The organism is Kitasatospora sp. NPDC089913, assembly GCF_044748625.1.
GTDB lineage: Bacteria > Actinomycetota > Actinomycetes > Streptomycetales > Streptomycetaceae > Kitasatospora.
In genome coordinates this window covers 179,133-205,197 of sequence record NZ_JBIVGI010000012.1, presented here as the reverse complement: position 1 = coordinate 205,197, position 26,065 = coordinate 179,133, and the positions used below count along the sequence as shown (strand labels likewise).

The following is a 26,065-nucleotide window of genomic DNA, read 5'->3' as shown; positions in this document are numbered from 1 at the left end:
GGGCGGCCTGCGCGATCGGCCTGTCCGACCGGTGTACTCAGGCGGTGTACTCAGGCGGTGTGCAGGACCCGGAAGCGGCCGGGTTGCGCCGGGTCGCGGTCGGCCACCTGGACCGGGGCCCAGGCCCACTGCCACACACCGATGCCCGGCGTCCTGGAGAACCGGACCGGCCCCCGGGTGCCCTCGACCTCGACCGACGGCCATGCCCCGGCGCTCCCGGCCGGCTCGGCGCCGTGCGGGCGCAGCGCCTCGGCGAGGACGGTGACGGTGTCGTAGCCCTCGAAGGCGACGAAGGAGGGGTCCTCTCCGAGCCGCTCGCGCAACGCCGCCCCGACGCGGGCGCCGCGCGGGCCGAGCTGGTCGGGCAGGTAGCGCAGGAACGGGACGCCGACACCGTCCTCGCCCAGCATCGTCGCCCAGTCGGCGAGTTCCGGCTGCCCGGCCGGAGCGCCGATCAGGACCCCGGCGAGGCGGTCGTCCCGGCGGACGGCCCGGACGACCGGGACCACCGGGTCGGGGTGGCCGGCCAGGAGCAGGAGCACGGTCGCGCCATCGGCGGCGAGTTCCTCGCAGAGGCCCTCGGGGGTGAAGGCGGGCAGGTCGAACTCGACCAGGGTGCCGCCGCGCGCCGTGACCCGCTCCCGGAGGATGCCGGTCCCCGAGGCCCAGTAGATGCTCGGGTCGGCCGCCACGGCGATCCGGCGGTGGCCCGCGCCGAGGAGGAAGTCGGCGTAGACGCGCCACCCGTGCGACTGGGCCGGGGCAATGCGGGCGACCAGTTCCGACGGCTCCTCGGTGAGCGCGTCGAGCACCGCCGAGGAGCACAGGAAGGGCAGGCCGAGGGCCTCGGCCCGGGCGGCTGCGGCGCGGGCGACCACGCTGTGGTACTCGCCGGCCAGCGCGGCCACCCCCAGACCGGCCAGTTCGTCGACGGCCGCGACGGCCCGGGCGGGATCGGCGGCGGTGTCGCGGACCACGAGCTCGACGGGCCGTCCGGCGATCCCCCCGGCCTCGTTGACCTCGCGCGCGGCCAGATCGAGACCGGCGAGCAGGTGCCGGCCCGCCGCGACCCAGCCGGGGCGGGTCAGCGGCACGAGGGCGCCGATCAGGACCGGCGGTCCGTCGGCGGGCGACGCCCCGTGCGGCCGGCGCGGGTCGTGCGGCCCGTGCGGGTCCGGTGGTGTGTTCATGCGCCGGTCTCTCCCCGTGATCGTCTCGGCGGTTCGTGATCAGAGATCAGGGCGCGAAGCCTACCCAGGCACGAACCGGCGAAGGCCGCCGCGCCCCACGACGAAACCGCCCCGGCGACACGAAAGTCCCCCCGTTCAGGTGACATTCCCCCCTTTCGCACCGGACCGCTCCCTAGGGTTCGAAGCACTGTTTGCCCACGAAGGGATTTTCATCATGTACCGGACCGTCCGTACCTTCGCCGTCCTCATCGCCGCCATCGGCGCCATTTCCGTCCCCACCCAGGCCTTCGCCGACGACGAGGTGACCGTGCACACCACCACCATCACGGTGATCGGCACCGGCAACCAGCTCGCCGGCGGCGAGATCACCAACGTCGGCGGTGACGCCGTCATCGGCTCCTTCGACGGCATCGACGTCCACTGACCCCGACTCTTCTGTCCCCCGGTTCCACAACGGAACCGCACCGCCCGCGCCAGTCCCCGGCGCGGGCGGTGCCGTGTCTCCCCGCTGCGGTGACGCCTCTCCCCGCCGGTGAGGCGCCCGGCGCCCGGCTCCTGTACTCGGTCCTCGCACTCGGCTCCCGTGCTCAGGTCTCCCGCTGCGGGTGGTACTCCGCCTCGGTCGTGCCGAAGGTCCAGGCCACGCCGGCCCGGGCGGTACGGGTGTCCGGCGGCACCCGCAGCCAGTAGGTGCGGAAGGTGCCGTCCGGCTCGGCGGTCGAGTTGACCACCTCGACCATCACCACCGGCTCGTCGTCCGGCAGTTGGATTCGCCAGAGCACACCGGTCGCGTCCCGGTGCACCGGCTCGGCGCCGGAGTCCGCGAGATAGCGCTCGTAGCCGTAGTGCTCCAGCAGCACTCGGCGCAGCTCGGCGTTCTCCTCGGTGCGGATCCGCTCGGCGGTGACGGTGCCGAGCCCGGCCAGGAACTCGGCGGGCACGGGCATGCCCCGCCAGGCGTGCAGGGCGAAGCCGTCGGAGTACTCGAGGGCCGGTCCGTCGGCGCGGTCCAGACGGCCGGCCTCGTCGCGGTGCAGGGCGGTCGGGCGCTCGCTGATCAGCACCGTGTCCGCGTAGGGCCACCACCAGCCGGTGGTCCGCGCCACCTCGGCCAGCGCGGCGATCCCCTCGCCGGCGGCACCCACCGCGCCCGGCGCGCCGTCCGGCACCGCACCCAGCACCCCGGCGGCCTCGAAGGCGGCGAACCAGGGCGCGTCGTGCTGCCCCCGGACGGCGTCGAGCAGCGCGAGCCTGGCGACGGTGCGGCGCTCGCGGGCCACCCCGGCATCGCCCGGCGGAACGTCCCCGACCGCCGGGTCGGGCGCGAGCCGGTCGAGCAGGGCGGCGCGGATCCGGTCCGCGAGCGCATTGGTCACCGGGCCGAGCTCGCCGCCGGTCAGCGCCCAGAGCGGGGGCCAGCCGACCGCGCCGGTCCGCTCGACCGCCTGTCGGCGTACCGCGTCCCACGGCAGGGTCCGGACCGCCTCCCGGACGGTCGAGGCTCCGGCAGCGCGCAGCTCCAGGGCCGCCTCCGCCGCCGCCAGCGGCGAGCCGAACCACCTGATGTCGGCCGGTTCGGCCAGGCCCGCGGCCCGGTAGGCGGCCCGCACCGCCCGCTCGACGCCGGCCCGGTCGGCCGGGCCGGTGGCTGCGGCGACCGCCCGCCAACGGGCCGTCACCTCGGCCGTCACCTCGACTGTCACCACGGTCGCCGTCGCCTCCGGTGCCGCCTGTCCGGTCCCCATCCCCATCCCCATCACCCTCTCCGTTCCCGTCCGGACACCCCGCCCGGCCGTAGCGCGGACGCCGTGCGCCCGCCCCGCCTCGTCGTGCTTCCCCACCTCGTGCGCCGCCCGGCGCACGGCCGCCGTCAGTCGGCGACGATCCGCACCGCACCCGGCGCGTACTCGCGCTGACGCACCACCCGGAACCAGCCCTTGGGCAGCGGTATCGCCGCGTGCTCCTCGTGCACCACCCGGCCGCCCTCCGGCAGGTGCAGCCAGGCCGCCCCGAACGGACCGGCCTCGCGACGCAGCTCCCCCGGCCCCACCACAGCGTGCGCGTGCCCGGTCACCTCGCCCAGCGCCAGCACCAGCCGGCCCCGCGCGTCCCTGGGCTGCCCGGCCAGCGAGGCCACCCGGGCCGGGACGGCCTCCTTCTCCACCGGCACCAGCAGCACGTCACCCTGACGGAACATCAGCTCTCCCTCACCGAATCGACGACGCATCGGATTCCCACACCACGGACCATAGGACAGGGGTACGACAACGGCGCCGACGCCCGGGCGACCCCGGTGAACACCGGGCTGCGGGGACGGGTGTTCCACAAGGCCCGCCGGGCCGGCCGGCACAGGCACCGACACGGGGTGTCCGTCACCCTGCCGGCCGGTCGTGGACCTCGGCCGGCCCTCCCACCGAGTGGTCACCTCACTGGATCAACGTCATGCCGCCGGCCCCGCCCGGCGCGGCAGCGCTCCGGCGGCCTCAGGTGCACCAGAAGAGGAACGGTGTGCAGGTGGCCGTCGGCCGCGGGGAGGGCGTGCCGGACGGTGCGGGGGTACCGGTGCCGGTCGCGGTAGCCGTACCCGCGCCCGAGGGCGAGCCGCCGGCCGACGGGGGCGGGCCCGAAGCCGGGGGCGGTGCCGTCGGCGGGGCGCTGCTCGGCGCGGCCGGAACGGGCGGCGCAGGATCGGGCGCTCCCTGGTCCGGCGCGGCCCCGGCGGCGGACGTGCCGGCCCCACCGCCCTTGCCCACCGAGGGCGACGCGGCGGCGGAGCCGGACGCCGACGGCGAGCCGGAGGCGGGCGCGGACGCCGTCCTGCTCGCGGCGGGCCGGGGGGCCGACGGGTCCGCGGCCGGAGCCGGCACCGGCGGCGCCGTGGACAGCGTCGGCGCCGGGGCCGAACCGCCGCCCGGCGTCCCGGTGCCGGCCGGGGCCGCCGCCTCGGCCGGTACGCCTTCGGAGCCGTTCGCCACCAGCGTCGCCGCCCCGAGCCCCAGCACCGCCGCACCGAGCACGGACACCACGATCCGCCCCGGTCGCCGTCGTACCCGTCGCGTCCGCCGCGCCGTCCGCCGCTCGCCCGGCCGGGCGGCGACCGGGCCGTCGGCGGGCACCGCCGGGCCCGCCGCGCCCGCGGGCTCCGGCAGCGGACCCGCGGCCGCCCCGGCCCGGGGGCCGGGCGGTGACGGGTGGTCCGGGCCGGTCGCGGGCGCCCCGCAGCCGGGGCAGGCCAGAGCGCCGTTCAGATGACGGCGGCAGGGCGCGCAGTAGTTCATAGGATCTTCCCCGTGCCGCCGGACGGCAGGCTCACACCGGGCGCCGTCCTTCGCCGCCGGCCGCGCACGTTCGTCGTGCACATGCGGAGCCTAGGCAGCCCGACCACGGGGGTGCCATGCCTGCCTGTGAGGCTTCTGGAGAGATGCGGTGACAGTCGATCGCGCACCGCCCACCGGCCGCCCCCGGTCCGACGGAGGTCCGGGAAGGACCCGACGGCGGTCGGACGTCCGCCCGGAGACGCCCCGGGCGGGGGACTGTCGGTCCCGGCTGGTAGACAGTTGTTCGGCCCGCACCGACGCACCAGGAGCAGCGCATGACGGTCAACAACCACATCGAGGACTTCCACGGCCTGCCGGTCTTCGACTTCGTCCCGGCCGTCGACGCGGGCAGCGAGCTGCCGGAGCCGGGAGCGGTCGCCTGGAAGATCGGCATCGACTTCGACTCCGAGCAGGACTGGCCCACCCGGTGGGGACAGTTCCTCGACCGGGTGGACACCGCCTCGGTCACGGCCGTGGTGGTCGGCGAGTGGTCGCACGACGGACCGCTGAGCTTCGCCGGACCGATGGCCGCCCTCCTGGAGGCGGCCGACCGGCTGCCCGCGCTGCGCGGCCTGTTCATCGGCGACATCACGTACGAGGAGAACGAGATCTCCTGGATCCAGATGGTCGACGTGACACCGGTGCTGACGACCTTCCCGCTGCTCACGGAGCTGGTGGTGCGCGGCGCCTCCGGCGAGTACGCGGAGGGCGAGGGAATGGCGCTCCAGCCGCTGCGGCACGAGCACCTGCGGGCGTTGCGCTTCGAGTCCGGGGGCCTCACCGGGGAGGTGCCGCGGGCGGTCGCGGCGAGCGAGCTGCCCGCGCTGGAGCGGCTGGAGTTCTGGCTCGGTGTGGACGCCTACGGCGGCACCACCCGAACGGCCGACCTGGAGCCGTTCCTGGACGGCGGCCGGTTCCCCGCGCTGCGCCACCTCGGCCTGCAGAACAGCGTGTTCCAGGACGAGATCGCCGCCGCCGTCGCCCACGCCCCCGTGGTGGCCCGGTTGGAGTCGCTGAACCTGTCGATGGGCGCGTTCACCGACGAGGGTGCGGCGGCGCTGCTGGACGGCCAGCCACTCACCCACCTCAAGCGCCTCGACCTGCACCACCACTACCTCAGCCAGGGCATGCAGCAGCGGCTGCGCGAGGCCCTGGCCGGGGTCGAGCTCGACCTCTCCGAGGCCGGCAAGCCCGACGACCGGTGGCAGTACGTGGCGGTGGCCGAGTAGTCCGCCCGCCCGGGGCACGCCGTCCGGCGGCGGCCCCGCCCACCGTCCGCCCGCCGTCCGACCGTTCCCGCACTCGCCGCACTCGCCGAAGTCGCCGACATCGCCGCCCAGGGGGCACCTGTGATCATCACCAGCACCACCGACCGCTTCCTCCACCTGCCGGTCGTCGACTTCTCGGTCGACAGGCCCCGCCGACCCGGCCGGGGTGACCGGATCGAGCTCCCGGAGCCGGGCACCGTCGCCTGGCGGCTCGCGGTGGCGTACGGCTCGGAGGGCGGTTTCGACGCCCTGTGGTCCGCCTTCCTGGAGACGGTGGACCCGGCCACCGTCCGCGGACTGCTGCTCGGCCCGTGGTGGATCCAGGACTACACCCCGGTGTCCGAGGCGCTCGGCAGGATCGTCGCGGACGCCGGCCGGTTCCCCGCCCTGGAGGGCCTGTTCGTCGGCGACGTCTCGTCCGAGGACTGCGAGATCTCCTGGCTGGAGATGTCCGACGTCACCCCGGTCCTGCGGGCCTTCCCCCGGCTGACCGACCTCGTGGTGCGCGGCGGCAACGGCCTGCGGCTCGAACCCTTCCGGCACGAGCGGCTGACCCATCTGCGGCTGGAGAGCGGCGGCCTGCCGGCCCGGGTGGTCCGGGCGGTCGCCTCGAGCGAGCTGCCGGCCCTGGAGAGCCTGGAGCTGTGGCTCGGCGTCGACGAGTACGGCGGGGACGCGACGGCCGACGACGTCGCACCGCTGCTGACCGGCACCCGGCTGCCGGCGCTGCGCCACCTCGGCCTGCAGAACAGCGAGTTCCAGGACGAGATCGCCGCCGCCGTCGCGCACGCCCCCTTGGTGGCGCAGCTCAGCACGCTGAGCCTGTCGATGGGCGTGCTGAGCGACGAGGGCGCCGCCGCGCTGCTGGACGGCCAGCCGCTCACCCACCTCAAGAGCCTCGACCTGCACCACCACTACCTCACCGAGGCCATGCAGGAGCGGGTCCGGGCGGCCCTGCCGGGCGTGGACGTCGACCTCTCCGACGCCGAGGAGGAGGACGAGGACGAGTGGCGCTACGTCGAGGTCTCCGAGTAGGCGCGGGCCGATGCTGACGACCCCGCGGGCCACCGGCCCGACTCCGGCCCGGGCGGACCACCGGCTCCCGCCGGACGGGCGGCTGACGGTGCTCGGCAACCCCGGTCACCGCCGGGTGACGCTGTTCGCCGCGGCCGCCCGGGCCGCCGGGCTGCCCGAGCCCGCCGTCCTGCCCTGGATCGATCTGCTCCGCGGCACCCATCGGCTGCCCCCGGGCGCCGTGCTGCGGATCGAGTCCCCGGGCGAGGACGAAGCGGTGGACGCGCTGCTGCGCGGCCCGGTGCTGGGCGCGGACTACGCGGCGACCCGGGTCGAGGGCGGCGCCGCCTGGTACGCCGGGGTGACGGCCGCACTGCGCACGCTGGCCGCGGCCCCGGGGGTCACGCTGCTCGGTGATCCGGAGGAGATCGCCGTGATGTTCGACAAGCGGCGGACGCACGCCCTGCTGTCCGCGGCCGGCGTCCCGGTGCCGCGCGCCCTGGCGGGCGGCGCCGTCGCCGGCTGGGAGGACCTCAAGGCGCGGTTGGACGCGGCCGGGCTGCGCCGGGTCTTCGTCAAACCGTCGCACGGCTCCTCGGCCTCGGGCGTGGTGGCGCTGGAGTTCGGGCCGCGCGGCCAGCTGCGGGCCACCACCTCGGTGGAGCTGGCGGACGGCCGGATGCACAACTCTCTTCGGGTCCGCCGCTACCAGGAGGAACGGCAGGTGGCGGAGCTGGTCGACCGGCTCGCCCCGGACGGCCTGCACGTCGAGCAGTGGGTGCCGAAGGCCTCCCAGTCGGGCCGCTCGGCGGACCTCCGGGTCGTGGTCGTCGCCGGACGGGCGACCCATGCGGTGGTCCGCACCAGCGACCGGCCGATGACCAACCTCCATCTCGGTGGTTCCCGGGGCAGTCTGGAGCTGGCCCGGGAGGCCGCCGGACCGGCCTGGCCGGACCTCCTGGCGACGGCCGAGCGGGCGGCCGCCTGCTTCCCGGGCTCGCTGACGGTCGGCGTCGACGTCCTGCCGACCGCCGCCTGGCGACGCACCGTCGTCGGCGAGGTCAACGCCTTCGGGGACCTGCTGCCCCGGCTCACCGGCCTGCCGGGCGGGCCGGCCGAGGGTCTCGACACCTACGCCGCGCAGCTCGCCGCGCTCGGCGCCGCCCCGACCGCCCCGACCGCGACGGCAGCACCGGCCGCGGCGTCCGCGGCGTCCGCCCCGGCCGGTGCGCCGGGCCCGGCCCGGCGCTCGACGCTCCCGACCCACCCGGAACCCCCGACGCACCCGACGCACCCGACCGACCCACGTACGGAACAGCCCTGATGAACCACCGCACCACCGCCGACCCGACCACGCTCACGGACGCCTCCCCGGTGTCCGCCGATCCCGACATGAACGCCGTGGTCGGCAGCCACGACCTGTTGCTGGTCACCCTGGACACCCTGCGCTTCGACGTCGCCGAGGAGCTGGCCGCCGCCGGGCGGATCCCCAACCTGGCCGCCCGCCTCCCCGGCGGGCGCTGGGAGCGGCGGCACTCCCCCGGCAGCTTCACCTACGCCGCCCACCAGGCGATCCTGGCCGGCTTCCTGCCGACCCCGGCCGCGCCCGGCGGGCCGCACCCGCGGCTGTTCGCCGCCCGGTTCGCCGGTTCGGAGAGCACCGCGCCCCGCACCTGGGTGTTCGACGCCCCCGACCTGCCGGGCGCGCTCGCCGCCACCGGCTACCGCACGGTCTGCATCGGCGGTGTCGGCTTCTTCAACAAGCAGGGCCCGCTGGGCTCGGTACTGCCGGGCCTGTTCCAGGAGAGCCACTGGGCGCCGGAGATGGGCGTCCCCTCGCCGACGTCCTTCGAGGCACAGGTGGACCGGGCCGAGCAGGTGGTGGCCGAGCAGCCCGACGGGCAGCCGCTGTTCCTGTTCGTCAATGTCCCGGCCCTGCACCAGCCGAACTGGTTCCACCTGCCCGGCGCGACCCGCGAGCACGGCGACAGCAGGGAGAGCCACGCCGCGGCGCTGGAGTACGTGGACGCCCACATCGGCCGGCTGTTCGCGGCGATGAGCGCACGGCGGCCGTGCTTCGCGATCGTCTGCTCGGACCACGGCACGGCCTACGGGGAGGACGGCTACACCGGCCACCGGATCGGCCACGAGGTGGTCTGGACGGTGCCGTACGCGCACTTCACCCTGCCCGCCTCGACCGCGCCGGCCACCCCGTCCACGGCCACCCCGATCGCACCGGCCGTACCGGCCGTACCCGCCCCGACCGCCGAGGAGCCCGCATGACCACCGCCCCCGCCGCGCCGGCCGTCCTCCCCGACGGGTCCGCGGGCTCCTCCCCGTACCAGTCGTACGTGTACGCCTACCCGCACAAGACGGCGTACCGCGAGCTGCCCGACCGGCCGCCGCTGCGCGAGCTGTGGACGGGCGAGCCGCAGCACGCGCTCTCGCTCTACCTGCACATCCCGTTCTGCGAGGTGCGCTGCGGCTTCTGCAACCTGTTCACCCGGATCGGCGGCCCGGACGGACTCACCACCGCCTACCTGGACGCGCTCGAGCGGCAGGCGGGCGCCGTCCGCGCGGCACTGGACGAGGGGGCCGGGTTCGCGCTGGCCGCGTTCGGCGGCGGCACCCCGACGTATCTGAGCGCCGCCGAGCTGGAGCGGCTCTGCGACATCGCCGAGCACCGGATGGGGGCCGACCTGCGAGCGATCCCGCTCTCGGTCGAGGCCTCGCCCGCCACGGCCACCGCCGACCGCCTCGCCGTCCTGGCCGGGCGCGGCACCACACGGCTGAGCCTGGGGGTGCAGTCCTTCGTCGACGCCGAGGCCCGCTCGGCCGTCCGGCCGCAGAAGCGCGCCGAGGTCGAGGCCGCGCTGGGCCGGATCCGCGACGCCGGGTTCCCGGTGCTCAACATCGACCTCATCTACGGCATCGACGGCCAGACGGAGGCGAGCTGGCTCCGGTCGCTGGACGCCGCGCTCGCCTGGCGGCCCGAGGAGCTGTACCTGTACCCGCTGTACGTCCGACCGTTGACCGGGCTGGCCCGGCGCGGGGAGGCGGAGTCCCCCGCCCAGTGGGACACCCGGCGGCTCGCGCTGTACCGGGCCGGCCGCGACCACCTGCTCGCCCACGGCTACGAGCAGGTGTCGATGCGGATGTTCCGCCGGGCGGCCGCGCCGCAGGCCGGGGTGAGCGAGTACGCCTGCCAGACGGACGGCATGGTCGGCCTGGGGTGCGGCGCCCGCTCCTACACCTCCCGTCTGCACTACTCCTTCGACTACGCGGTGGACGCGACGGAGGTGCGCCGCATCATCGACGACTACGTGGCGACCCCGGCGTTCGACCGCGCGGTGGTCGGCCGGGCGATGACGCCGCCGGAAGCGCGGCGCCGGCATCTCGTGCAGTCGCTGCTCCAGGCGGAGGGCCTGGTGCTCGCCGACTACCGGGACCGCTTCGGCAGTACCCCGGCCGAGGACTTCCCGGCCGAGTTCGCGGCCGTCGCCGCGCGCGGCTGGCTGGCTGAGGACACCCCCACCGCTGGCGGCACAGCCGGTCCCGCCGCGCGGCTCCGGCTCTCCCCGGAAGGTCTGGCGCACTCGGACGCGGTCGGCCCGATGCTGTTCTCCCCCGAGGTCCGCGCGCTGATGGCGGAGTACGAGGCGAAATGACCTTCCTCGGCATGCCCGCCCCCGGACCCACGCCCGGGCCCGCCCCGGCGGGACCGGCGCCCACCCCGTCCACGCCGTCCGGCCCGCTCGACCTCAGTCTGCTCTACCGGGGTCCGCTGGCCTCCTGCGACTACGACTGCCCCTACTGCCCGTTCGCCAAGCGCCGCGACACACCCGAACAACTCCGCTCCGACCGGGCCGCGTTGGAGCGGTTCACCGGCTGGGTGGCCGGACGCGGCGGGTCCGGGGACACCCTCTCGGTGCTGTTCACCCCCTGGGGCGAGGGGCTGGTGCGCTCCTGGTACCGGCGGGCCATGGTCGAGCTGAGCCGACTGCCGCACGTGCGGCGGGTCGCGATCCAGAGCAACCTCAGCTGCCGCACCGCGTGGCTGGCCGAGGCGGACCTCGACACCCTCGCGCTCTGGGTCACCTACCATCCCGGGCAGGTCGAGCACGGGCGCTTCCTCGCCAAGTGCCGCGAGCTGGACGCCCTCGGCGTGCGGTACAGCGTCGGCGTGGTGGGGCAGCCGGAGCACCTCGCGGCGGCCCGGAGGCTGCGCGCCGAGCTGTCCCCGGCGGTCTACCTGTGGATCAACGCCGCCGAGGGCCGGAGCTACACCGACGCCGAGGCGGCCGACTGGACCGCCCTCGATCCGCACTTCGGGTACAGCCGGCACGCCCACCCCAGCGCCGGCCGGGCCTGCCGCACCGGCGAGTCCGTGGTCTCGGTGGACGGCGACGGCACCGTCCGCCGCTGTCACTTCGTGCCCGAGGAACTGGGCAACCTCTACGACGGCTCGTACCGGGCCCGGCTCGGCCCGCGGGCCTGCCCGCTGCCGGTCTGCGACTGCCACATCGGCTATGTGCACCTGGAGACGCTGCCGCTGTACGACGTCTTCGCGGGCGGTGTGCTGGAGCGGATCCCCCACTCCCGGTGACGCCGCCGGCACGCTGCGGGGTACCTCCTCCCCGACCGCGCTCCGGCCTGGCCGGGGCCCGGTACACGTACCTACGCTGGAGGGAGGAGGAGGCGATCAGCATGCTTGGAGACGCACCCTTGGTGGCGATGATTCCCGCCGCCGACGTGGCCCGGGCGAAGGCTTACTACACCGACACCCTCGGCCTCGAGCTCAAGGACGCCGGTCCGCACGGCGAGCTGACTTTCGTGTGCGGCGGCACCGAGTTCGGCATCTACGAGACACCCAGCGGCGGCCAGGCCGCCCACACCCTGGCCAGTTTCGAGGTGTCCGACCTGGACGCGGAGATGGCCGGGCTGCGCGGCAAGGGCGTCGTGTTCGAGGACTACGACATGCCCGGCCTGAAGACGGTCGACGGTGTCGTCGAGGACGAGGGCATGCGTGCTGCCTGGTTCAAGGACTGCGAGGGAAACATCCTCTGCCTGCACCAGCGCACCGCCGGCTGACCCGGTTCGAAGGGCCCGCCCGCACCTGACCGAGCCGGGCCCGACACGACCCGCCACGACCGAACCGGCACGACCCGACCGAACCGGTCCGAACCGGTCCGAACCGGTCCGGCCCCGGTGAGCACATGCCTCCGGCCGGGCACCGCGCTGCGCGGTGCCCGGCCGGGGAGCGGGGAAGGGAGTGCCGCGGCGGGCGTCAGCCCTCGGCGGCGAGGCCCGGAACGGCGGTGTCGAGGGCCTCCGTCACCTGGTCCAGCAGCACCCGCAGGGTGGCCAGCTGTTCGACCGGGAGCCCGGTCGCGACCAGCAGTCGGCGCGGCACCTGTCCGGCCCGCTCGCGCATCGCGGAACCCTCTCCGGTGAGGCTGACGGTGACCGAGCGCTCGTCCTCCGGGCTGCGCTTCCGATGCACCAGTCCGGCCGCCTCCAGCCGCTTGAGCAACGGGGACAAGGTCCCCGAGTCGAGTCGGAGGTGTTCGCCGATCCGTTTCACCGGCAGTTCGCCGTGTTCCCAGAGCACGAGCATCACCAGGTACTGCGGATAAGTCAGGCCAAGATCCTTGAGCAACACCCGGTAGACACCGCCGAAGGCGCGGGAGGCCGCGTTCAGCGAGAAGCAGATCTGTCGGTCCAGGAGGAGCAGGTCGGCATCGTCGGGAAGGTCGGGCAGCACGGTCATGGGTCCATGGTAGCGACGACATGCACACCATTTAGTTGTGCACAATTGAATGGTGTGCTCTACTTGCTCTCGGGAGGCGGTCCGAACGGGCCGCCGGACCACCACTTCGTACGCAGGACGGAAGGGAACGGACCATGGACGCGCTCTACACCGCAGTCGCCACCGCCAACGGCCGGGAGGGCCGCACCGTCAGCTCCGACGGTCAGCTGGACCTCGCGCTGGCGATGCCGCCCGGCCTCGGCGGCAGCGGTCAGGGCACGAACCCCGAGCAGCTGTTCGCCGCCGGCTACGCCGCCTGCTTCGCCAGCGCCCTGGGCCTCGTCGGCCGACAGGCGAAGGTGGACACCGGCGAGATCTCGGTGACCGCCGAGGTGTCCATCGGCAAGGACGCCGAGGGCTTCGGCCTCGCGGTGGTGCTGCGGGTCGAGCTGCCCGAGGCGCTCGCGGGCGAGACCGGCCAGCTGCTGGTGAAGAAGGCCCACGAGGTGTGCCCGTACTCCCGCGCCACCCGCGGCAACATCCCGGTCGAGCTCGTCGTCGAGTAGTCACCGGCGGAGCCGGCACCGGCCCCGACCACCGACGGATCCCCGTCGCGCGACCGCGCGGCGGGGATCCGTCGCGTCAGCCGGATCCGGCGGGCGGCGGCGGGGGCGGATCCGGCGGACCGGACTGCGGCACCGCCGGACCGGTCGACCGGCCGGACGGCGGCGGGAACGGGGGCGGGGCCGGGGGCGGTGGACCGGACGGCGGCGGGGCCGGTGGACCGGCCTCCGGCGGCCCAGCCGCACCCCGCAGGACGTCCAGGCGGTGCCGGTACTCCTCCGCGTCGATCTCGCCGCGCGCGAATCGCTCCGCCAGAACCTGCTCGGCCGCCGGCCAGGCCGGCGGAACTCCGCCCGCCGGGCCACCCGGGCCGTTCGGAGCCCCGCCCCACACACCCTTCGGCGGTGGTGGACCGGCGACCCTCGACCTCCGGGCCAGCAGCACCGCGACGACCACCAACGCCACCACGACCAGCAGCAGTCCCAGCGCGAACAGGCCCAGACCCCAGGGCCCGACACCATGGCCGTAGTCGTGGCCGTTCCAGTGCCTCATCACGACCTCCTCACCACCCCGGTCCATGAGCGGCCGCCACGACCGACGACCCGCCCCGGGGCGCTCGGCGCCTCACCACCATCGTGCGCTCCCGTCCGTCGGAGCGGCGTGAGGAGAGCGTGGAGAGGGCCCTCGCCGGGCGGGCCGCAAGCCGGAGGGCGCCGGAGGGCCGCCGAGCATACGCCCCCGGGAGGCCACCGGACCGGGAATGCCCTCGGCCCCGGACCGCCGCCCACCCGGCCGGGTAGCGTTCGCCCCATGAACCACCACCCGCCGGCCGACGACCGCGAGCGCCTCGTCGCGGCCGGGGTGCTGCTCCGCTACGCGGACCACCGCCCGCACCCGGCACTGGGCCACTCCACCATCGGCTACGTCTCGACGGCGCTCTGGTACGAGCTCACCGCACTGGCCATCTCCCCCGACGCCGCGGCGGCCACGGCGCAGGCCCTGCTCCGCGCCATCGCCACCGACGCGGTGGACGCGGCCCTCGCACCCGGGAACGAGACCGCGCCGCGCGACGACCTCTACGTGACCCACCCCGCGTACATCGGCCCGCACCGCCGCACGGTCTGGTTCCAGCGCTCCGGACCGCGCGGCCTGGTGACGGCGATGTTCCCGCCGTAGCCGGCCGGGACCCGCGCCCCGGCCCGGCCCGGCCCGGCCCGGCCTGGCCTGGCCTGGCCGCGGTCACCGTCGCCTCAACGCCGTTCCGGGGCCCGATGCCCGCGCACGATCCGCGACGCGCCGCCCACGGGGCGGCCCCGACCCGCTCCGGCCGCCCGACCGGTCACCCACCGCCCTTCGCGACCGGCCCGCCCCGTTCGATCCGCAGACTGTGGCAGATCCAGCTGAGCAGGTCGGTCCCGAAGACCGGCGGCCGGTCGTGGTAGGCACCGTCCGCGACGGACAGGTTGACGATCAGGTAGGCGTGCCAGTCGGCGCCCACACCGCGCCGGTCGGCGTGGATCAGGGTGCCGTCGACGAACCAGTCCACCGAGTGGGCCCCGAAGACCGTCCGCAGGTCGAAGGTCGCGCCGGGGGCTATGCCAGCCTCGGCCCCGTGCCAGTAGCGGTAGCCGCCCCCGACGTGGTTGGAGATCTCCAGCAGGTCCGGGTTGTCGGGGTGGTACTCGAAGACGTCGATCTCGTTGCCACCGTCCCGCCAGGTCCAGATGGCTGGCCAGGCGCCGAGCTGGCTGGGCAGGGTGACGCGCGCGCTCAGCACGTCCCCGGTGCGGACCTGGAAGCCCTCGGGACTGCCCTCGGTGGTCAGCAGATTGCACGTCCAGAGGTCGCCGCCGTGGCGCCGGACGGCGGTGAAGACCCCGCCGGGGCAGTAGGCACGGCTGAGGAAGTCGAGTTTGTGGTCACCCCGGTTGGTCGGCCCCATCCGGGGATAGGCGCTGCTGCGCCCCGCGATCCACTGGCTGGTCGATGTGAAGTCCGCGTCGAACACGACGGCCACGGCTGCCTCCCCAGGTCACCGGCGGCGCGGCGGCCCGCTACCGCCGCACACGCAGGGTGATATGCCCAGTACGCAGCGCAATATTCGAAGCGGACGCTCCGGATCCAGCCGACCGCCGATCGAACGGGGTGGCGATGGGCGGCGGGCGCGGGCGTACTGGGTCAGCGGACCGGCGCAGGCGCGTCGCTCCCGCGCGCACTGCCGCCACGCGCGCCCCCGGCCCGGCCGTCCGCCCCGCGTCCTCCGGTGCCCGCCCCCGGGCCCTCGCCGCCCGCCCCGGAGCCTCCGGCTGCCCCGCCCGAGCCCGAGCCCCCGTCCGCACCGCCCGGGGAGTCGTCCTCCGGGCCCAGGCCGCCGAAGCTGTCGGCGCTCAGCCGGTCGGTCACCGACACCACGCCGTCCACCGAGCGGCAGAGGTTCAGCACGATCGGCACCAGGTGCGGCTCCGGCACCGTGCCACTGAGCACCACCCGGCCCTGCTCGACCTCCACCCCGACCAGGGCCGGGCTCACGCCCTCGACCCGGCCGAGCACCTCCTCGACGATCTCCCGGCGGATCACCCGGTCCTCGCGGAGGAACACCCGGAGCAGGTCGCCCCGGCTGACCATGGCGAAGACCCGGCCGTCCTCGTCCAGCACCGGCAGCCGCTTCACACCGTGCCGGCCCATCAACCGGGCCGCCGCGACAACACTGGTCGACGGGGTGATGCAGACCACCGGTCCGCTCATCAGATCGGCGGCGGTGACACTGCCGTCCGGACCGGGCCTGGCGGCGCCGGGCGGTGGCATCAGACTGCCCTGGTCCTCCTGGGCCGCCAGGGTGAGCAGCAGGTCCGCCTCCGAGACGATCCCGAGCGGCCGGCCGTCGTCGTCCACCACCGGCACACCGGTGATGTCGTACTCGGCCAGTAGCGCGACGATCTCCCGGAATCCGGTCTCGGGCATCACCCGGACCACGGGGCTGGTCATCACTGATTCGACGCTGGCATGCCGCACGCCGGTTCACCTCGTCCGCGAGCACCGTCCGGCCGGACCTTCTGTCGTCCGGTCGGCTGTACGAGGAGCATCTCCCCCGACCGGCCGATCCGCCAGGGGCCAAGGGGCTGAATCGCGGGGACCAACGGCCTCTGGCCCCGAACACCGCGTTTACCGGCCCCGGCACCGCACTGCCCGGTGCCCGGCCCGGCGCCCGCGACCGTCCCGGTGGGCCGAACGGGCCGGACCGGCCGAACGGGGGTGCTCGGGACCCCGGCGGCGCGGGTACGCCTTCCGGCCGGACCGCCGACGGGCGACCGCCCACCACCGCCCCCGGGGAGGCACCGTGACCGAACCCTCCAGCTCCGACGACCGGCACGACGCCCGGAACGGAGACCGTCCCCCCGGCGGACCGCTGCGCTGCCTGGTCACCGGCGCCACCGGCTACATCGGCGGACGACTGGTACCGGTCCTGCTCGACGCCGGCCACAGCGTGCGCTGCCTGGTCCGCGCGCCCGACCGGCTGCGGGACCACCCCTGGCGGAGCCGGGTCGAGGTGGTCACCGGGGACGTCACCCGCCCCGAGAGCCTCCCCGACGCCTTCACCGACGTCGACGTCGCCTACTACCTGGTGCACTCGCTCGGCACCGGCCCCGGCTTCGAGGCCACCGACCGGGCCGCCGCCGAGGCCTTCGGGCGGGCGGCGGCCTCGGCCGGGGTGCGCCGGATCGTCTACCTCGGTGGCCTCGTCCCCGCCGGAGTCCCGGCCGGGCGGCTCTCGCCGCACCTGCGCTCGCGGGTCGAGGTCGGCCGGGTGCTGCGGGCGAGCGGCGTGCCGACCGCGGAGCTGCGGGCCGCGGTGATCATCGGCTCCGGCTCGGCCTCCTTCGAGATGCTGCGCCACCTCACCGAACGGCTCCCGGTGATGGTGACCCCGCGCTGGGTGGACACCCGGATCCAGCCGATCGCCGTCCGCGACGTCCTGCGGCTGCTGGTCGGGGCCGCGACGCTGCCGCCGGAGCTCGACCGCGCCTTCGACATCGGCGGCCCCGAGGTGCTGACCTACCGCCGGATGATGGAGCGGTACGCGGCGGTGGCCGGACTGCCGCGCCGGGTGATCCTCGCCGTACCGGTCCTCACCCCCCGGCTCTCCAGCCTCTGGGTCGGCCTGGTCACGCCGGTGCCCGGGTCGATCGCCCGGCCGCTGGTGGAGTCGTTGCGGTACGAGGTGGTCCGCACCGAGCACGACCTCGACCGCCTGCTGCCCGAGCCGCCGGGCGGCGCCGTCGGCTTCGACGAGGCCGTCCGGCTGGCGCTGCGGCGGATCAGGGACGCGGAGGTCGCCACCCGGTGGTCCTCCGCCTCGCTGCCCGGCACCCCCAGCGACCCGCTGCCCACCGACCCGGACTGGGCCGGCGGCAGCCTCTACCAGGACGTCAGGGAGCTCCGGGTGGACGTCGACCCGGCCGCGCTGTGGCGGGTGGTGGAGGCGATCGGCGGCGACAACGGCTGGTACTCCTTCCCGCTCGGCTGGGCGGTGCGCGGGTGGGTGGACCGGCTGCTCGGCGGGGTCGGCCTGCGGCGCGGGCGGCGGGACCCGGCGCGGCTGCGGGTCGGCGACTCGCTCGACTTCTGGCGGGTGGAGGAACTCGTACCCGGTCGGCTGCTGCGGCTGCGCGCCGAGATGCGGTTGCCCGGTCCGGCCTGGCTGGAGCTGACCGTCGCACCGGACGGCGCCGGTGGCGCCCGGTACCGGCAGCGGGCGCTGTTCCACCCGCGCGGGCTGGCCGGGCACGCCTACTGGTGGTCGGTGGCGCCCTTCCACGCCGCGGTGTTCGGCGGGATGGCCCGCCGGATCACCGAGGAGGCCGCGCGCGACGACGGGGCGGGTGCCGGAGCAGGTCCCGGGCGCGGCGCCCCCTGAGCGACCGGCGGCCGACCGTCAGCGGTCCCGGCGCAGATCGGCCAGTTCCCCGGTGATCCGGCCGAGGAAGCGCGCCACCGCGGCGAGTTCCGCCGGGGTGAACTCGGCACGCACCGTCTCGGTCCGCCGGGCCACCGGCGCGAACCACTCCGCCGCCATCCGGCCGGCGCCCGGCAGGTACTGCACCAGGACCAGGCGCCGGTCGGCGGCGTCCCGGCCGCGACGGATGTGCCCGGCCCGCTCCAGCCGGTCCAGCACCGCGGTGACGGCTCCCGAGGAGAGGCCCAGTTCCTCGCCCAGCCGCCCGGGAGTGATCCCGCCGCCGTCGGACCGGCCCGGCTCCGGGCCGGTGCGCATGATCGCGAGCAGCGCCTGGACGTCCGTCGTGTGCAGGCCGCTGGCGCCGGCGAAGCCGTGGCCGAGCAGGTGCATCTCGGAGGCGAGGTCCTGGAGCAGCCGGCCGAGCGCGGGCCCGTCGGGCGGGACCTGCGCCGGGCCGTGCTCCTGCTGCTCCTGCTGCTCCCCCTGCTCGGACAAGGCGTGTTCTCCGGTCGCGTACGGCGTCGATCCAACCCGTTCAGCCTAACGGCGCCACGCCGCCGCGCCGCCGCCCCGCGGATCACCCCCCGGAGCCCGGCCCGGCCTCCGCCGGTGCCGAGGCGGACGCCGGCACCGCCCGCCGGGCACCGCGGCCGGCCCGCGCGGGCCACCAGACCCGGTCACCGAGGTCCCGCACCAGCGCGGGCACCAGCAGCGAACGGACCAGCAGGGTGTCCAGCAGCACCCCGAACGCCACGATGAAGGCGATCTGGGCGAGGAACGCGAGCGGGATCACCCCGAGCGCGGCGAAGGTCGCGGCCAGCACCACACCCGCCGAAGTGATCACCCCGCCGGTGGCGGTGAGCCCGCGCAGCACCCCCTCACGGGTCCCGACGCGCAACGACTCCTCCCGGACCCTGGTCATCAGGAAGATGTTGTAGTCCACCCCGAGCGCCACCAGGAACACGTACCCGTACAGCGGCACCGAGGGGTCCACCGCGGAGAACCCGAACACGTGCGGGAACACCACCGCGCTGACCCCGAGCGTCGCGAGGTAGGAGAGCGCGACGGTGGCGGCCAGCAGTACCGGTGCCACCAGGGAGCGCAGCAGCAGGACGAGCACGGCCAGCACGCAGAGCAGCACCACCGGGGTGATCAGGCGCCGGTCGTGGGCGGCCGTGGTCCGGGTGTCCTCCTGCTGGGCGGTGTAGCCGCCGACCAGTGCCCGCGCGTCGGGCACGGCGTGCACCGCGTCCCGCAGCCGGTGGACGGTGGCGATGGCCGCGTCGCTGTCGGCCGGGTCGGTGAGCGTGGCCTCCAGCCGGACCCGGCCGTCCACGACCAGCGGTGCGGCACCCGGCGCGGCGGCCGACGCGGCACCCGGCGCTCCGGCGGTGGTGGCCCGGACGGCGGCGACCCCCGGCACGGCGGCGGCCGCCTCGGTGACGGGCGCGGCGCGGTCCGCGGCGGCGATGATCACGGCGGGGTTGCCGCTGCCGCCGGGGAAGTGCGCGGAGAGCAGTCGCTGCCCGGCCGCCGACGGCTGGGCCTTCACGAAGAGTTCGCTCTGCGGGACACCGCCGGCGTCCAGGGTCGGGGCGAGGGCGGCGAGCGCCGCCAGGACCACCAGGCTGCCCGCCCACAGGGCACGCGGGCGGCGGGCGACGAGCTCCGCCACCCGGGCCCAGACGGCGTGCACCGGGGCCCGCCCGTCGGCCGGGGGCCGGGCCGGCCAGTAGGCGGCCCGGCCGGCCAGCACCAGTGCGGCGGGCAGGAAGGTGAGCGCGGAGAGCACGGCGCAGCCGATCCCGATCGCGCCGACCGGGCCGAGGGCGCGGTTGTTGGTGAGGTCGGAGAGCAGCAGGACGAGCAGACCGAGGGCGACGGTGGCTCCGGAGGCGGCGATCGGTTCGAGGGACTGCCGCCAGGCGGTGCGCATCGCGGCGAACCGGTCGCCGTGCAGGTGGAGCTCCTCGCGGAAGCGGGCGGAGAGCAGCAGGCCGTAGTCGGTGGCGGCGCCGATGACGAGGATCGACAGCAGTCCCTGGACCTGGCCGTCCACGGTGACCAGGCCGTGGTCGGCGAGCAGGTAGACCAGGGCGCAGGCGACGCCGAGGGCGAAGACCGCGCCGAGGATCACCAGCAGTGGCAGCAGGACGGCGCGGTAGACGGCGAGCAGGATGAGCAGGACGACGCCTAGGGCGACGCCGAGCAGCAGGCCGTCGATGCCGGCGAACGCGCCGCCGAGGTCGGCGGCGATCGCGGCGGGTCCGGCCAGGCCGACGGTGGTGCCGGGGACCCGCTCGGCGAGTTCGCGGACGGCGCGCACGGTGTCGCCGGTCTCCCGGCCGAGGTCGGCGCGCAGCTGGACGACGCCCTGGAGTGCCTGCCCGTCGGCCGCGGGCAGTACGGGCGAGACCCGTCCGGTGGCGCCGGGCAGGGCGGCGGCGGCCCGCAGGGCCTGTTCGGCGGCGGCGCGCCCGGTCCCGTCGACGGGGCCGCCGCGGCTCTCCCAGACGACGATCACGGGCACGGCGTTGTCGGTCCGGAAGTCGGCGCCGAGCCGGGCGGCCTCGGTGGACTCGGCACTGCGGGGCAGGAAGGCGGCCCGGTCGTTGGTCGCGACCTCGCCGAGCCGGCCGGCGTAGGAGCCGAAGGCCCCGCCGAGGCCGAGCCAGACGATCAGCAGGGCCAGCGGGACGAGCAGCCGGGCGCGGCGGCGACGGGCGGACGCGCCGGGCGGGGGTACCGGGACGGGCGGGACCGGGGCGGGCGGTGCGGCGGCGTTCGGACGGTCAGCGGGCATGGCGGGGCGCCCTCCGGGCAGGGGCAGGTGGCGGACAGCCCGGATCCTATCTCTCGATGCTCAAGAGACTTGACGGGTGGAGAGGTTTCGCGGTCGCGCCAGGAGTCGGGCCACCTGGAGGGCGCGCCGGCCGGCCTGGACCAACGGGCCCCGCCTGGACCAACGGGCCCCGCCTGGACGAACGGGCCCGACCTGGACGAACCCGACCGGCAGAACCGGCCCGCCCGGCCCCGGGCGCGCCGACGGCCCACCGGTACACGACCAGTGGGCCGTCGACGGGACGCCCGCAGGGAGCCGGCAGGGGCGGGTCAGGAAACGCGCTTGATCTGCCAGGCGTTGTTGTTGAGGCTCGGCACGGCGGAGTAGCGGCAGTTGCTGTTGTAGAACGCGGAGAGCTGCACCCAGCCGGTCGGCTGGTAGGTGGAGGCGCAGACCGTGAGCGTGGTGCCGATCGGCAGGCCGGTGAGCTGCTTGATCTGCTTCTTGTTGGGGTTGAAGGTCGAGCTGCAGCTCAGGTCGTTCCACCACTGGACGTCGACCCAGCCGGTCGGGGTGAGCTGGCTGCTGCAGACGTTCAGGGTGTCGCCGGGGGCGGCGTGCGCACTGGTGGTGGTCATGGTGAGCGCGGCGGCGGCACAGCCGGCGGCCACGGCGAAGGCGCGAAAACGGGACACGGTGCGGCTCCTCTCCACGGCGCGGGCACTCCGCGCCGAGGAATCATTCCTATCGGTGGGACCATTGGCACGGACAGTGACTTTCCGGTCCGGGAGGCCGGGGCCCACGACGGGTTCGCGACGGTTGACAGTGCGCCGACGCACGTGTTCGCGGCATATGCGCCCGCGCGGGCGTCAGGCGACGCGCTTGATCTGCCAGGAGTTGTTGTTGAAGCTCGGCGAGACCGAGTAGCGGCAACTGCTGTTGTAGAACTCCGAGAGCTGCACCCAGCCGGACGGCGGGAGCGTCGAGGCGCAGACCGTCAGGGTGGTGCCGATCGGAAGGCCGTCCGCCTGCTGGATCTTCTTCGCGTTCGGGTTGAAGCCGGATCCGCAGGCGTACTCGTTCCACCACTGGATGTCGACCCAGCCGCTCGGGGTGAGCTGGCTGCCGCAGACGTTCTGGGTGTCGCCGGGGGCGGCGTGCGCGGTGGTGGCGGTCAGGGTGAGCGCGGCGGCGGCACAGCCGAGACCCAGGGCGGCGGCACGGAAGCGGGACACGGGTGACTCCTCTCCACGGCGCGGGCGTTCCGCGTCGGACACCCATTCGTACCGGCGGAACGACGTTGCGGACAGCGCCTTTCCGGCCGGTCCGGCCGGGCGCGCGGAGCCCACCCGCATCCCGCCGAAGCGGTAGGACGGGTGGGCCGGAGAGGTCTTGACGGTACGTCAGGAGACGCGGGTGATCCGCCAGGAGTTGTGGTTCAGACTCGGCACCGCCGAGTAGCGGCAGCTCTGGCTGTAGAACTCGGAGACCTGCGTCCAACCGGCCGGCGGCCACGCCGAGGCGCAGACGTTGAGGCTGGTGCCGATGGGCAGACCGGCGACCTGCTCCATCGTCTTGCGGTTCGGGGTGAAGGTGCCGCCGCCGCAGCTGTAGTCGTTGGCCCAGGCGATGTCGACCCAGCCGCTGGGGGTGTACTGGTTGGCGCAGATGGACACGATGTCGCCCGGGGCGGCGACGGCGGTGCCGGCGGTGGTCGCGGCCAGGGTCAGGGCGGCGGCGGTACAGCCGACGGCCATGGCGGCGGTGCGGAGACGGGACACGGAGCGGCTCCTCTCACGGCACGGACGTTCCGCGCCGGGCCCCATTCCTACCGGCGCGCCGGGGCGCGCGAACAGGCGCTTTCCGGTCCGGTGCGCCGGGGTGCGCGTCGCGTTCGCGCCTGTTGACAGTCCGTCGGCGCACTTCCCTGCAGCGCGAACGGCCCGTCCCGACCCCGTGGTTCGGGGCCGGGACGGGCTACGACGGGCCAGGTTGCGCCGAGCTGCGACGGGCCGGGCTGCGACGCGCCGGGCGGGCCGCCGGCAAGGCAGCGGCGGGGCCGCGCGGACGTCAGCCGGTGATCGGCTTCACGTCCAGCCGGATGTGGTCGACGGCCCAGAACCAGTTGTTCCCGGCGTCGAACATCCGGAACTTCAGCGTCACGCTCCGCGCACCCGCCGGAACGGCGAACTGCTTGGTGACGAAGGCGTTCTGGACGTCGGCGCCGCGGTTGTCGTTGCCGGTGGCGTCCGAGCTGTAGTACACCAGCCGGGTCTCGGTGCCGTTGTCGAAGACCGCGGTGACCGAGGCCTTCTGCGGGGCCTCCTGGCGGTAGTGCGAGTCGAAGCCGAGGTACAGGGTGGTGGCCCCGGCCGGGACGGGCACGACGGGCGAGACCAGGGTCGAGTCGAACACGCCCTTCTTGGACGGCGCGCCGGTGTCGTCCCAGTCGTCCGGGTCGGCGACCGCCAGGATGCCCAGGCCCCGGGTGAAGTTGCCCCGGTCCTGGCCGGCCGGGCTGGACCACTCGCGCTTGGTGTGGAAGGTCCAGCCCTGGAGCCGGACGGTGCCCTGCGGCATGGCCGGCGCGTTGACCACGGACCAGCCCTGCGGGGCCTGCGGCGTCCAGCCGACCACCCCGGCGACCGGCTGGAGCGCCCCGGCCAGCGACTCGAAGTCCTCGCCGAGCAGGTGGCCGGCCATCACCGGCGCCGTGCGGGCGGCGAGTTCGCCGTCGGCGACGGCGAAGCGGTTGCCGGCCAGCGCGCGGGCGGTGACCAGCAGACGGTGGGTGGCGCCGTCCGGCAGCTGGGCCGGCGGGGTGACGTCCCACTCGGCGACGGCGCTCGCCCCGGCGGCCAACGTGGCGGGCGGCGCGGTCACGGCGGCGACCGTCCAGCCGGCCGGCACGACCGGCTGGGCCTCGATCACGGTCAGCGCGTCGGTGGTGCTGAAGCGGGCGGTGACCCGGGCCGGGCGGCCGGGCAGCAGGATCGCCTCGTCGATGGTGGTGGAGGCCGCCTTGAGCGCGACGTCCACGGTCAGCGGGTCGGCCTGGCCCATCGCCGGGTCGGTGAGCAGGTGCTCGCCGTCCCAGGGGAAGCGGCCGGCGATCCGGCGGCGGAAGCCGAGTTCGCCGCGCACGCCCACCGCGACGTCGTACCAGCCCTCGGGGCCGACATTGAGGTTGACCGTCTTGTCGTCGCCGGCGGCGACCCGGACCTCGCGCAGCCCGTCGCCGTAGGCGAGGTCGCCGACCAGGAAGGTCTGGGCGGTGCGCGAGCGGTTGATCACGTCCACCTCCAGCACCTTGCCGTTGCGCTCCTCGGAGAGCGAGATCTCGTACGCGGCGTCGACGGTGCCGCGCAGGTGCCAGAGCGCGCCGTTGGGGCCGTGCACCCGCAGGTCGTAGCCGTCCTGGCCGACCGTCCAGACGTCGGAGGTCCGGGACTTGGCGCCCACCGTGTAGTGGCGGGGCAGGGCGCCGGGGGCCGGGTAGACCGCGAAGACCGCGCCCTGCTTGCCCTGGTTGATGAAGTCGATCGTCAGCTGGTCGCCCTTGAGGCGCGGCTTGACGGTGAGGTCGTAGGGCGCCGGGCGGGCGGCCCGGGTGCCGCGCTCCTGCCGCGGGAAGGACTGCGGGTTGGGCACGGTGGGCGCGGGCAGCTTGCCGGTGTCGACGACCTTCTGCCGGTTGCCACTGGTGTCGGGCAGCTCGGGCCAGCGCGGGTCGCGGCCGGAGAAGTCGAAGACGTTGGTGAGGTCGCCGCAGACCGCGCGCCGCCAGGGGCTGATGTTGGGTTCCTGGACGCCGAAGCGCTGCTCCAGGAAGCGCAGCACCGAGGTGTGGTCGTAGACGCTGGAGTCGACGACGCCGCCGCGGGTCCAGGGGGAGACGACGATCATCGGCACCCGCACGCCGAGGCCCATCGGGTAGGGGCCGGAGACGACGCTCTCGCCGGCGGGCAGGGTGTCGGACCAGCCGAGGGAACCGTCGGCGGCCCGGACCCGGTACTTGCCGTCCTGGCTCACCACGCGGTGGTAGGTGGAGCCGCCCTTGCTCACCCGGACGACGACCTCGCCGTCCACGGGGACGGTGGACTTGCCGCGTCCGGCGGCCAGCGGCGGGACGGGCGGCAGCTGGTGGTCGAAGAAGCCGCCGTGCTCGTCGTAGTTGAGGATGAAGACGGTCTTCTCCCACACCTCGGGCTTGGCCGCGAGGGCGGCCAGCAGCCGGGCCGTGAGGTGCTCGCCGTTCGGCGGCGCGTAGTTCGCGTGCTCGGAGAGCGCGGCGGGGGCGACGATCCAGGACACCTGCGGGAGGGTGTCGGCCTGGACGTCGGCGGCGAAGGCCTCGACCAGCGCGTCACCCATCGCGAACGGGTCGCCCTTCTTGGCCGGGTCGCCGACCGCGCGCATGCCGCGCTCGTACAGCGGCTCGCCGGGCTTGGCCTTGACGAACGGGGCGAACCAGGCGAGCGCGTTGTCGTCGAAGTTGTCCAGCGCCTGGTAGGTCCGCCAGCTGACGCCCGCCTTCTCCAGGCGCTCGGCGTAGGTGGTCCACTCGTAGCCACCGGGGATCTCGGTGTTGTCGGTGACCGGGGTGTCCCGGACGGTGCCGCCGCTGGTGCCCGTCATCAGGTGCTCGCGGTTGGTGTTGGTGTTGCACTGCACCGACGCGTAGTAGGCGTCGCAGGTGGTGAACACCGAGGCGAGCGCGTGGTAGAACGGCATGTCGGCGCTCTCGTAGTAGCCCTGGCCGAGCCAGCCGCTGGAGCGGCGGGTGACCGAGCCGTCGGCGAGGCCGTCGTTCCAGGCCTTCATAGAGTCGACGAAGCCGAACGCGGGGGCGCCCTGCTGGTACGCGTTGGTGTGCGCCGCGTTCATCGGGAACGGCAGGAGGTGACCCTCCTTGCGGCTCGGGTCGGGCTGGTGGAAGACCGAGCGGCCGTTGACGCCCCGCACCGCCGTCCGGTCGCCGAAGCCGCGGACACCGGCCTGGGTACCGAAGTAGTGGTCGAAGGCGCGATTCTCCTGCATGAACACCACAACGTGCTGGATGTCCGCCAGGCGGCCGGGGCGGGCCGGGGCGGCGAGCGCCTCGCGCACGCTGAGGGGGAGGGCGGACAGCACGGCGGCGGCGGCCGCGCCGCCGAGCAGGGTGCGGCGCGACAGTTCGGGCTGCGGACTCATCGGGGGTGACTCCTTGTACAAAGCGGGGGTG

The 26,065-nt window shown here is 75.1% G+C and carries 25 protein-coding genes; 12 read left to right on the top strand and 13 right to left on the bottom strand.

The genetic code is table 11. The annotated features are described in order from the left end of the window. Positions 1–50: 50 nt before the first annotated feature. Positions 51–1,190 (bottom strand): ABC transporter substrate-binding protein, encoded by a 1,140-nt coding sequence (locus ACIPYS_RS20410; RefSeq protein ID WP_400747754.1) that lies wholly within the window; start codon positions 1,188–1,190, stop codon positions 51–53. A 214-nt stretch (positions 1,191–1,404) separates the two neighbouring features. Between ACIPYS_RS20410 and ACIPYS_RS20405 the strand changes: the two genes are divergently transcribed. Next, positions 1,405–1,614 (top strand): hypothetical protein, encoded by a 210-nt coding sequence (locus ACIPYS_RS20405; RefSeq protein WP_093858841.1) that lies wholly within the window; start codon positions 1,405–1,407, stop codon positions 1,612–1,614. Between the two features lie 163 nt (positions 1,615–1,777). On the opposite strand, the gene ACIPYS_RS20400 is transcribed toward ACIPYS_RS20405, so the two are convergent. Both ACIPYS_RS20400 and ACIPYS_RS20395 read right to left on the bottom strand, forming a co-directional pair. After that, on the bottom strand, positions 1,778–2,935 hold the full coding sequence (locus ACIPYS_RS20400; protein WP_400747752.1) for a DUF6745 domain-containing protein: 1,158 nt from the start codon (positions 2,933–2,935) through the stop codon (positions 1,778–1,780). 125 nt (positions 2,936–3,060) lie between these two features. Next, positions 3,061–3,387: a hypothetical protein gene (locus tag ACIPYS_RS20395; protein ID WP_093858842.1), complete on the bottom strand. Its 327-nt coding sequence runs from the start codon at positions 3,385–3,387 to the stop codon at positions 3,061–3,063. A gap of 317 nt (positions 3,388–3,704) precedes the next feature. On the opposite strand from ACIPYS_RS20395, the gene ACIPYS_RS20390 reads away from it, so the two are divergent. The 8 genes from ACIPYS_RS20390 (at position 3,705) to ACIPYS_RS20355 (ending at position 11,880) form a co-directional block, all read left to right on the top strand. Continuing rightward, positions 3,705–4,442 (top strand): hypothetical protein, encoded by a 738-nt coding sequence (locus ACIPYS_RS20390; protein WP_400747750.1) that lies wholly within the window; start codon positions 3,705–3,707, stop codon positions 4,440–4,442. A 340-nt stretch (positions 4,443–4,782) separates the two neighbouring features. After that, on the top strand, positions 4,783–5,736 hold the full coding sequence (locus ACIPYS_RS20385) for an STM4015 family protein (RefSeq protein WP_400747748.1): 954 nt from the start codon (positions 4,783–4,785) through the stop codon (positions 5,734–5,736). 120 nt (positions 5,737–5,856) lie between these two features. Continuing rightward, positions 5,857–6,810 carry an STM4015 family protein gene (locus ACIPYS_RS20380; protein WP_400747746.1) on the top strand — a complete coding sequence of 318 codons (954 nt, stop codon included), beginning with the start codon at positions 5,857–5,859 and terminating at the stop codon, positions 6,808–6,810. Between the two features lie 10 nt (positions 6,811–6,820). Further along, positions 6,821–8,113, top strand: coding sequence for an STM4014 family protein (locus tag ACIPYS_RS20375; protein WP_400747744.1), 1,293 nt, complete (start codon positions 6,821–6,823; stop codon positions 8,111–8,113). A gap of 68 nt (positions 8,114–8,181) precedes the next feature. Next, the gene (locus ACIPYS_RS20370; protein WP_093864639.1) at positions 8,182–9,072 is read left to right on the top strand and encodes an STM4013/SEN3800 family hydrolase; all 891 of its coding nucleotides are present in this window, start codon (positions 8,182–8,184) and stop codon (positions 9,070–9,072) included. After that, positions 9,069–10,457, top strand: a complete 1,389-nt coding sequence (locus ACIPYS_RS20365; protein WP_400747742.1) for an STM4012 family radical SAM protein — start codon at positions 9,069–9,071, stop codon at positions 10,455–10,457. The genes ACIPYS_RS20370 and ACIPYS_RS20365 overlap by 4 nt, the downstream gene beginning before the upstream one ends. Then, on the top strand, positions 10,454–11,395 hold the full coding sequence (locus tag ACIPYS_RS20360; RefSeq protein WP_231978285.1) for an STM4011 family radical SAM protein: 942 nt from the start codon (positions 10,454–10,456) through the stop codon (positions 11,393–11,395). The genes ACIPYS_RS20365 and ACIPYS_RS20360 overlap by 4 nt, the downstream gene beginning before the upstream one ends. Before the next feature lie 101 nt (positions 11,396–11,496). Further along, positions 11,497–11,880 carry a VOC family protein gene (locus tag ACIPYS_RS20355; RefSeq protein WP_400747740.1) on the top strand — a complete coding sequence of 128 codons (384 nt, stop codon included), beginning with the start codon at positions 11,497–11,499 and terminating at the stop codon, positions 11,878–11,880. A gap of 196 nt (positions 11,881–12,076) precedes the next feature. Here ACIPYS_RS20355 and ACIPYS_RS20350 read toward each other — a convergent pair whose 3' ends face one another. Continuing rightward, a complete protein-coding gene (locus tag ACIPYS_RS20350) occupies positions 12,077–12,559 on the bottom strand; it encodes a MarR family winged helix-turn-helix transcriptional regulator (protein WP_043475867.1) in 483 nt (160 codons plus the stop codon). Positions 12,560–12,693: 134 nt separating this feature from the next. Between ACIPYS_RS20350 and ACIPYS_RS20345 the strand changes: the two genes are divergently transcribed. Then, entirely contained in the window at positions 12,694–13,104 is a 411-nt protein-coding gene (locus ACIPYS_RS20345) for an organic hydroperoxide resistance protein (RefSeq protein WP_030393124.1), read from the top strand. A 76-nt stretch (positions 13,105–13,180) separates the two neighbouring features. Here ACIPYS_RS20345 and ACIPYS_RS20340 read toward each other — a convergent pair whose 3' ends face one another. Continuing rightward, a complete protein-coding gene (locus ACIPYS_RS20340; RefSeq protein WP_400747737.1) occupies positions 13,181–13,654 on the bottom strand; it encodes an SHOCT domain-containing protein in 474 nt (157 codons plus the stop codon). Positions 13,655–13,912: 258 nt separating this feature from the next. Between ACIPYS_RS20340 and ACIPYS_RS20335 the strand changes: the two genes are divergently transcribed. Further along, on the top strand, positions 13,913–14,278 hold the full coding sequence (locus ACIPYS_RS20335) for a hypothetical protein (RefSeq protein WP_093858848.1): 366 nt from the start codon (positions 13,913–13,915) through the stop codon (positions 14,276–14,278). Positions 14,279–14,441: 163 nt separating this feature from the next. On the opposite strand, the gene ACIPYS_RS20330 is transcribed toward ACIPYS_RS20335, so the two are convergent. Further along, positions 14,442–15,119: a beta-glucanase gene (locus ACIPYS_RS20330; RefSeq protein WP_400747735.1), complete on the bottom strand. Its 678-nt coding sequence runs from the start codon at positions 15,117–15,119 to the stop codon at positions 14,442–14,444. Between the two features lie 161 nt (positions 15,120–15,280). Further along, positions 15,281–16,087 (bottom strand): CBS domain-containing protein, encoded by an 807-nt coding sequence (locus ACIPYS_RS20325; RefSeq protein ID WP_400747733.1) that lies wholly within the window; start codon positions 16,085–16,087, stop codon positions 15,281–15,283. A gap of 352 nt (positions 16,088–16,439) precedes the next feature. Between ACIPYS_RS20325 and ACIPYS_RS20320 the strand changes: the two genes are divergently transcribed. After that, positions 16,440–18,017 (top strand): SDR family oxidoreductase, encoded by a 1,578-nt coding sequence (locus tag ACIPYS_RS20320; RefSeq protein ID WP_400747731.1) that lies wholly within the window; start codon positions 16,440–16,442, stop codon positions 18,015–18,017. Positions 18,018–18,035: 18 nt separating this feature from the next. Here ACIPYS_RS20320 and ACIPYS_RS20315 read toward each other — a convergent pair whose 3' ends face one another. From ACIPYS_RS20315 to ACIPYS_RS20290, 6 genes are all read right to left on the bottom strand, one after another. After that, complete coding sequence (locus ACIPYS_RS20315; RefSeq protein WP_231978286.1) at positions 18,036–18,554, bottom strand: MarR family winged helix-turn-helix transcriptional regulator; 519 nt, start codon at positions 18,552–18,554, stop codon at positions 18,036–18,038. A gap of 82 nt (positions 18,555–18,636) precedes the next feature. Further along, positions 18,637–20,862: an MMPL family transporter gene (locus ACIPYS_RS20310; RefSeq protein ID WP_400747729.1), complete on the bottom strand. Its 2,226-nt coding sequence runs from the start codon at positions 20,860–20,862 to the stop codon at positions 18,637–18,639. Between the two features lie 308 nt (positions 20,863–21,170). Beyond that, positions 21,171–21,536: a hypothetical protein gene (locus ACIPYS_RS20305; RefSeq protein ID WP_400747727.1), complete on the bottom strand. Its 366-nt coding sequence runs from the start codon at positions 21,534–21,536 to the stop codon at positions 21,171–21,173. Positions 21,537–21,710: 174 nt separating this feature from the next. After that, positions 21,711–22,076, bottom strand: coding sequence for a hypothetical protein (locus tag ACIPYS_RS20300; protein ID WP_093858853.1), 366 nt, complete (start codon positions 22,074–22,076; stop codon positions 21,711–21,713). Between the two features lie 168 nt (positions 22,077–22,244). Then, on the bottom strand, positions 22,245–22,622 hold the full coding sequence (locus ACIPYS_RS20295; RefSeq protein WP_093858854.1) for a hypothetical protein: 378 nt from the start codon (positions 22,620–22,622) through the stop codon (positions 22,245–22,247). Positions 22,623–22,911: 289 nt separating this feature from the next. After that, positions 22,912–26,034: a phosphocholine-specific phospholipase C gene (locus tag ACIPYS_RS20290; protein WP_400747724.1), complete on the bottom strand. Its 3,123-nt coding sequence runs from the start codon at positions 26,032–26,034 to the stop codon at positions 22,912–22,914. Positions 26,035–26,065: the final 31 nt, after the last annotated feature.

What these genes read in the sequence shown, in the direction of transcription:
- ACIPYS_RS20410 (WP_400747754.1), bottom strand. Translation starts at nt 1,190, where the DNA reads ATGAACACACCACCGGACCCGCACGGGCCGCACGACCCGCGCCGGCCG.
- ACIPYS_RS20405 (WP_093858841.1), top strand. Translation starts at nt 1,405, where the DNA reads ATGTACCGGACCGTCCGTACCTTCGCCGTCCTCATCGCCGCCATCGGC.
- ACIPYS_RS20400 (WP_400747752.1), bottom strand. Translation starts at nt 2,935, where the DNA reads ATGGGGACCGGACAGGCGGCACCGGAGGCGACGGCGACCGTGGTGACA.
- ACIPYS_RS20395 (WP_093858842.1), bottom strand. Translation starts at nt 3,387, where the DNA reads ATGTTCCGTCAGGGTGACGTGCTGCTGGTGCCGGTGGAGAAGGAGGCC.
- ACIPYS_RS20385 (WP_400747748.1), top strand. Translation starts at nt 4,783, where the DNA reads ATGACGGTCAACAACCACATCGAGGACTTCCACGGCCTGCCGGTCTTC.
- ACIPYS_RS20375 (WP_400747744.1), top strand. Translation starts at nt 6,821, where the DNA reads ATGCTGACGACCCCGCGGGCCACCGGCCCGACTCCGGCCCGGGCGGAC.
- ACIPYS_RS20370 (WP_093864639.1), top strand. Translation starts at nt 8,182, where the DNA reads ATGAACGCCGTGGTCGGCAGCCACGACCTGTTGCTGGTCACCCTGGAC.
- ACIPYS_RS20365 (WP_400747742.1), top strand. Translation starts at nt 9,069, where the DNA reads ATGACCACCGCCCCCGCCGCGCCGGCCGTCCTCCCCGACGGGTCCGCG.
- ACIPYS_RS20360 (WP_231978285.1), top strand. Translation starts at nt 10,454, where the DNA reads ATGACCTTCCTCGGCATGCCCGCCCCCGGACCCACGCCCGGGCCCGCC.
- ACIPYS_RS20355 (WP_400747740.1), top strand. Translation starts at nt 11,497, where the DNA reads ATGCTTGGAGACGCACCCTTGGTGGCGATGATTCCCGCCGCCGACGTG.
- ACIPYS_RS20350 (WP_043475867.1), bottom strand. Translation starts at nt 12,559, where the DNA reads ATGACCGTGCTGCCCGACCTTCCCGACGATGCCGACCTGCTCCTCCTG.
- ACIPYS_RS20345 (WP_030393124.1), top strand. Translation starts at nt 12,694, where the DNA reads ATGGACGCGCTCTACACCGCAGTCGCCACCGCCAACGGCCGGGAGGGC.
- ACIPYS_RS20340 (WP_400747737.1), bottom strand. Translation starts at nt 13,654, where the DNA reads ATGAGGCACTGGAACGGCCACGACTACGGCCATGGTGTCGGGCCCTGG.
- ACIPYS_RS20335 (WP_093858848.1), top strand. Translation starts at nt 13,913, where the DNA reads ATGAACCACCACCCGCCGGCCGACGACCGCGAGCGCCTCGTCGCGGCC.
- ACIPYS_RS20325 (WP_400747733.1), bottom strand. Translation starts at nt 16,087, where the DNA reads ATGACCAGCCCCGTGGTCCGGGTGATGCCCGAGACCGGATTCCGGGAG.
- ACIPYS_RS20310 (WP_400747729.1), bottom strand. Translation starts at nt 20,862, where the DNA reads ATGCCCGCTGACCGTCCGAACGCCGCCGCACCGCCCGCCCCGGTCCCG.
- ACIPYS_RS20290 (WP_400747724.1), bottom strand. Translation starts at nt 26,034, where the DNA reads ATGAGTCCGCAGCCCGAACTGTCGCGCCGCACCCTGCTCGGCGGCGCG.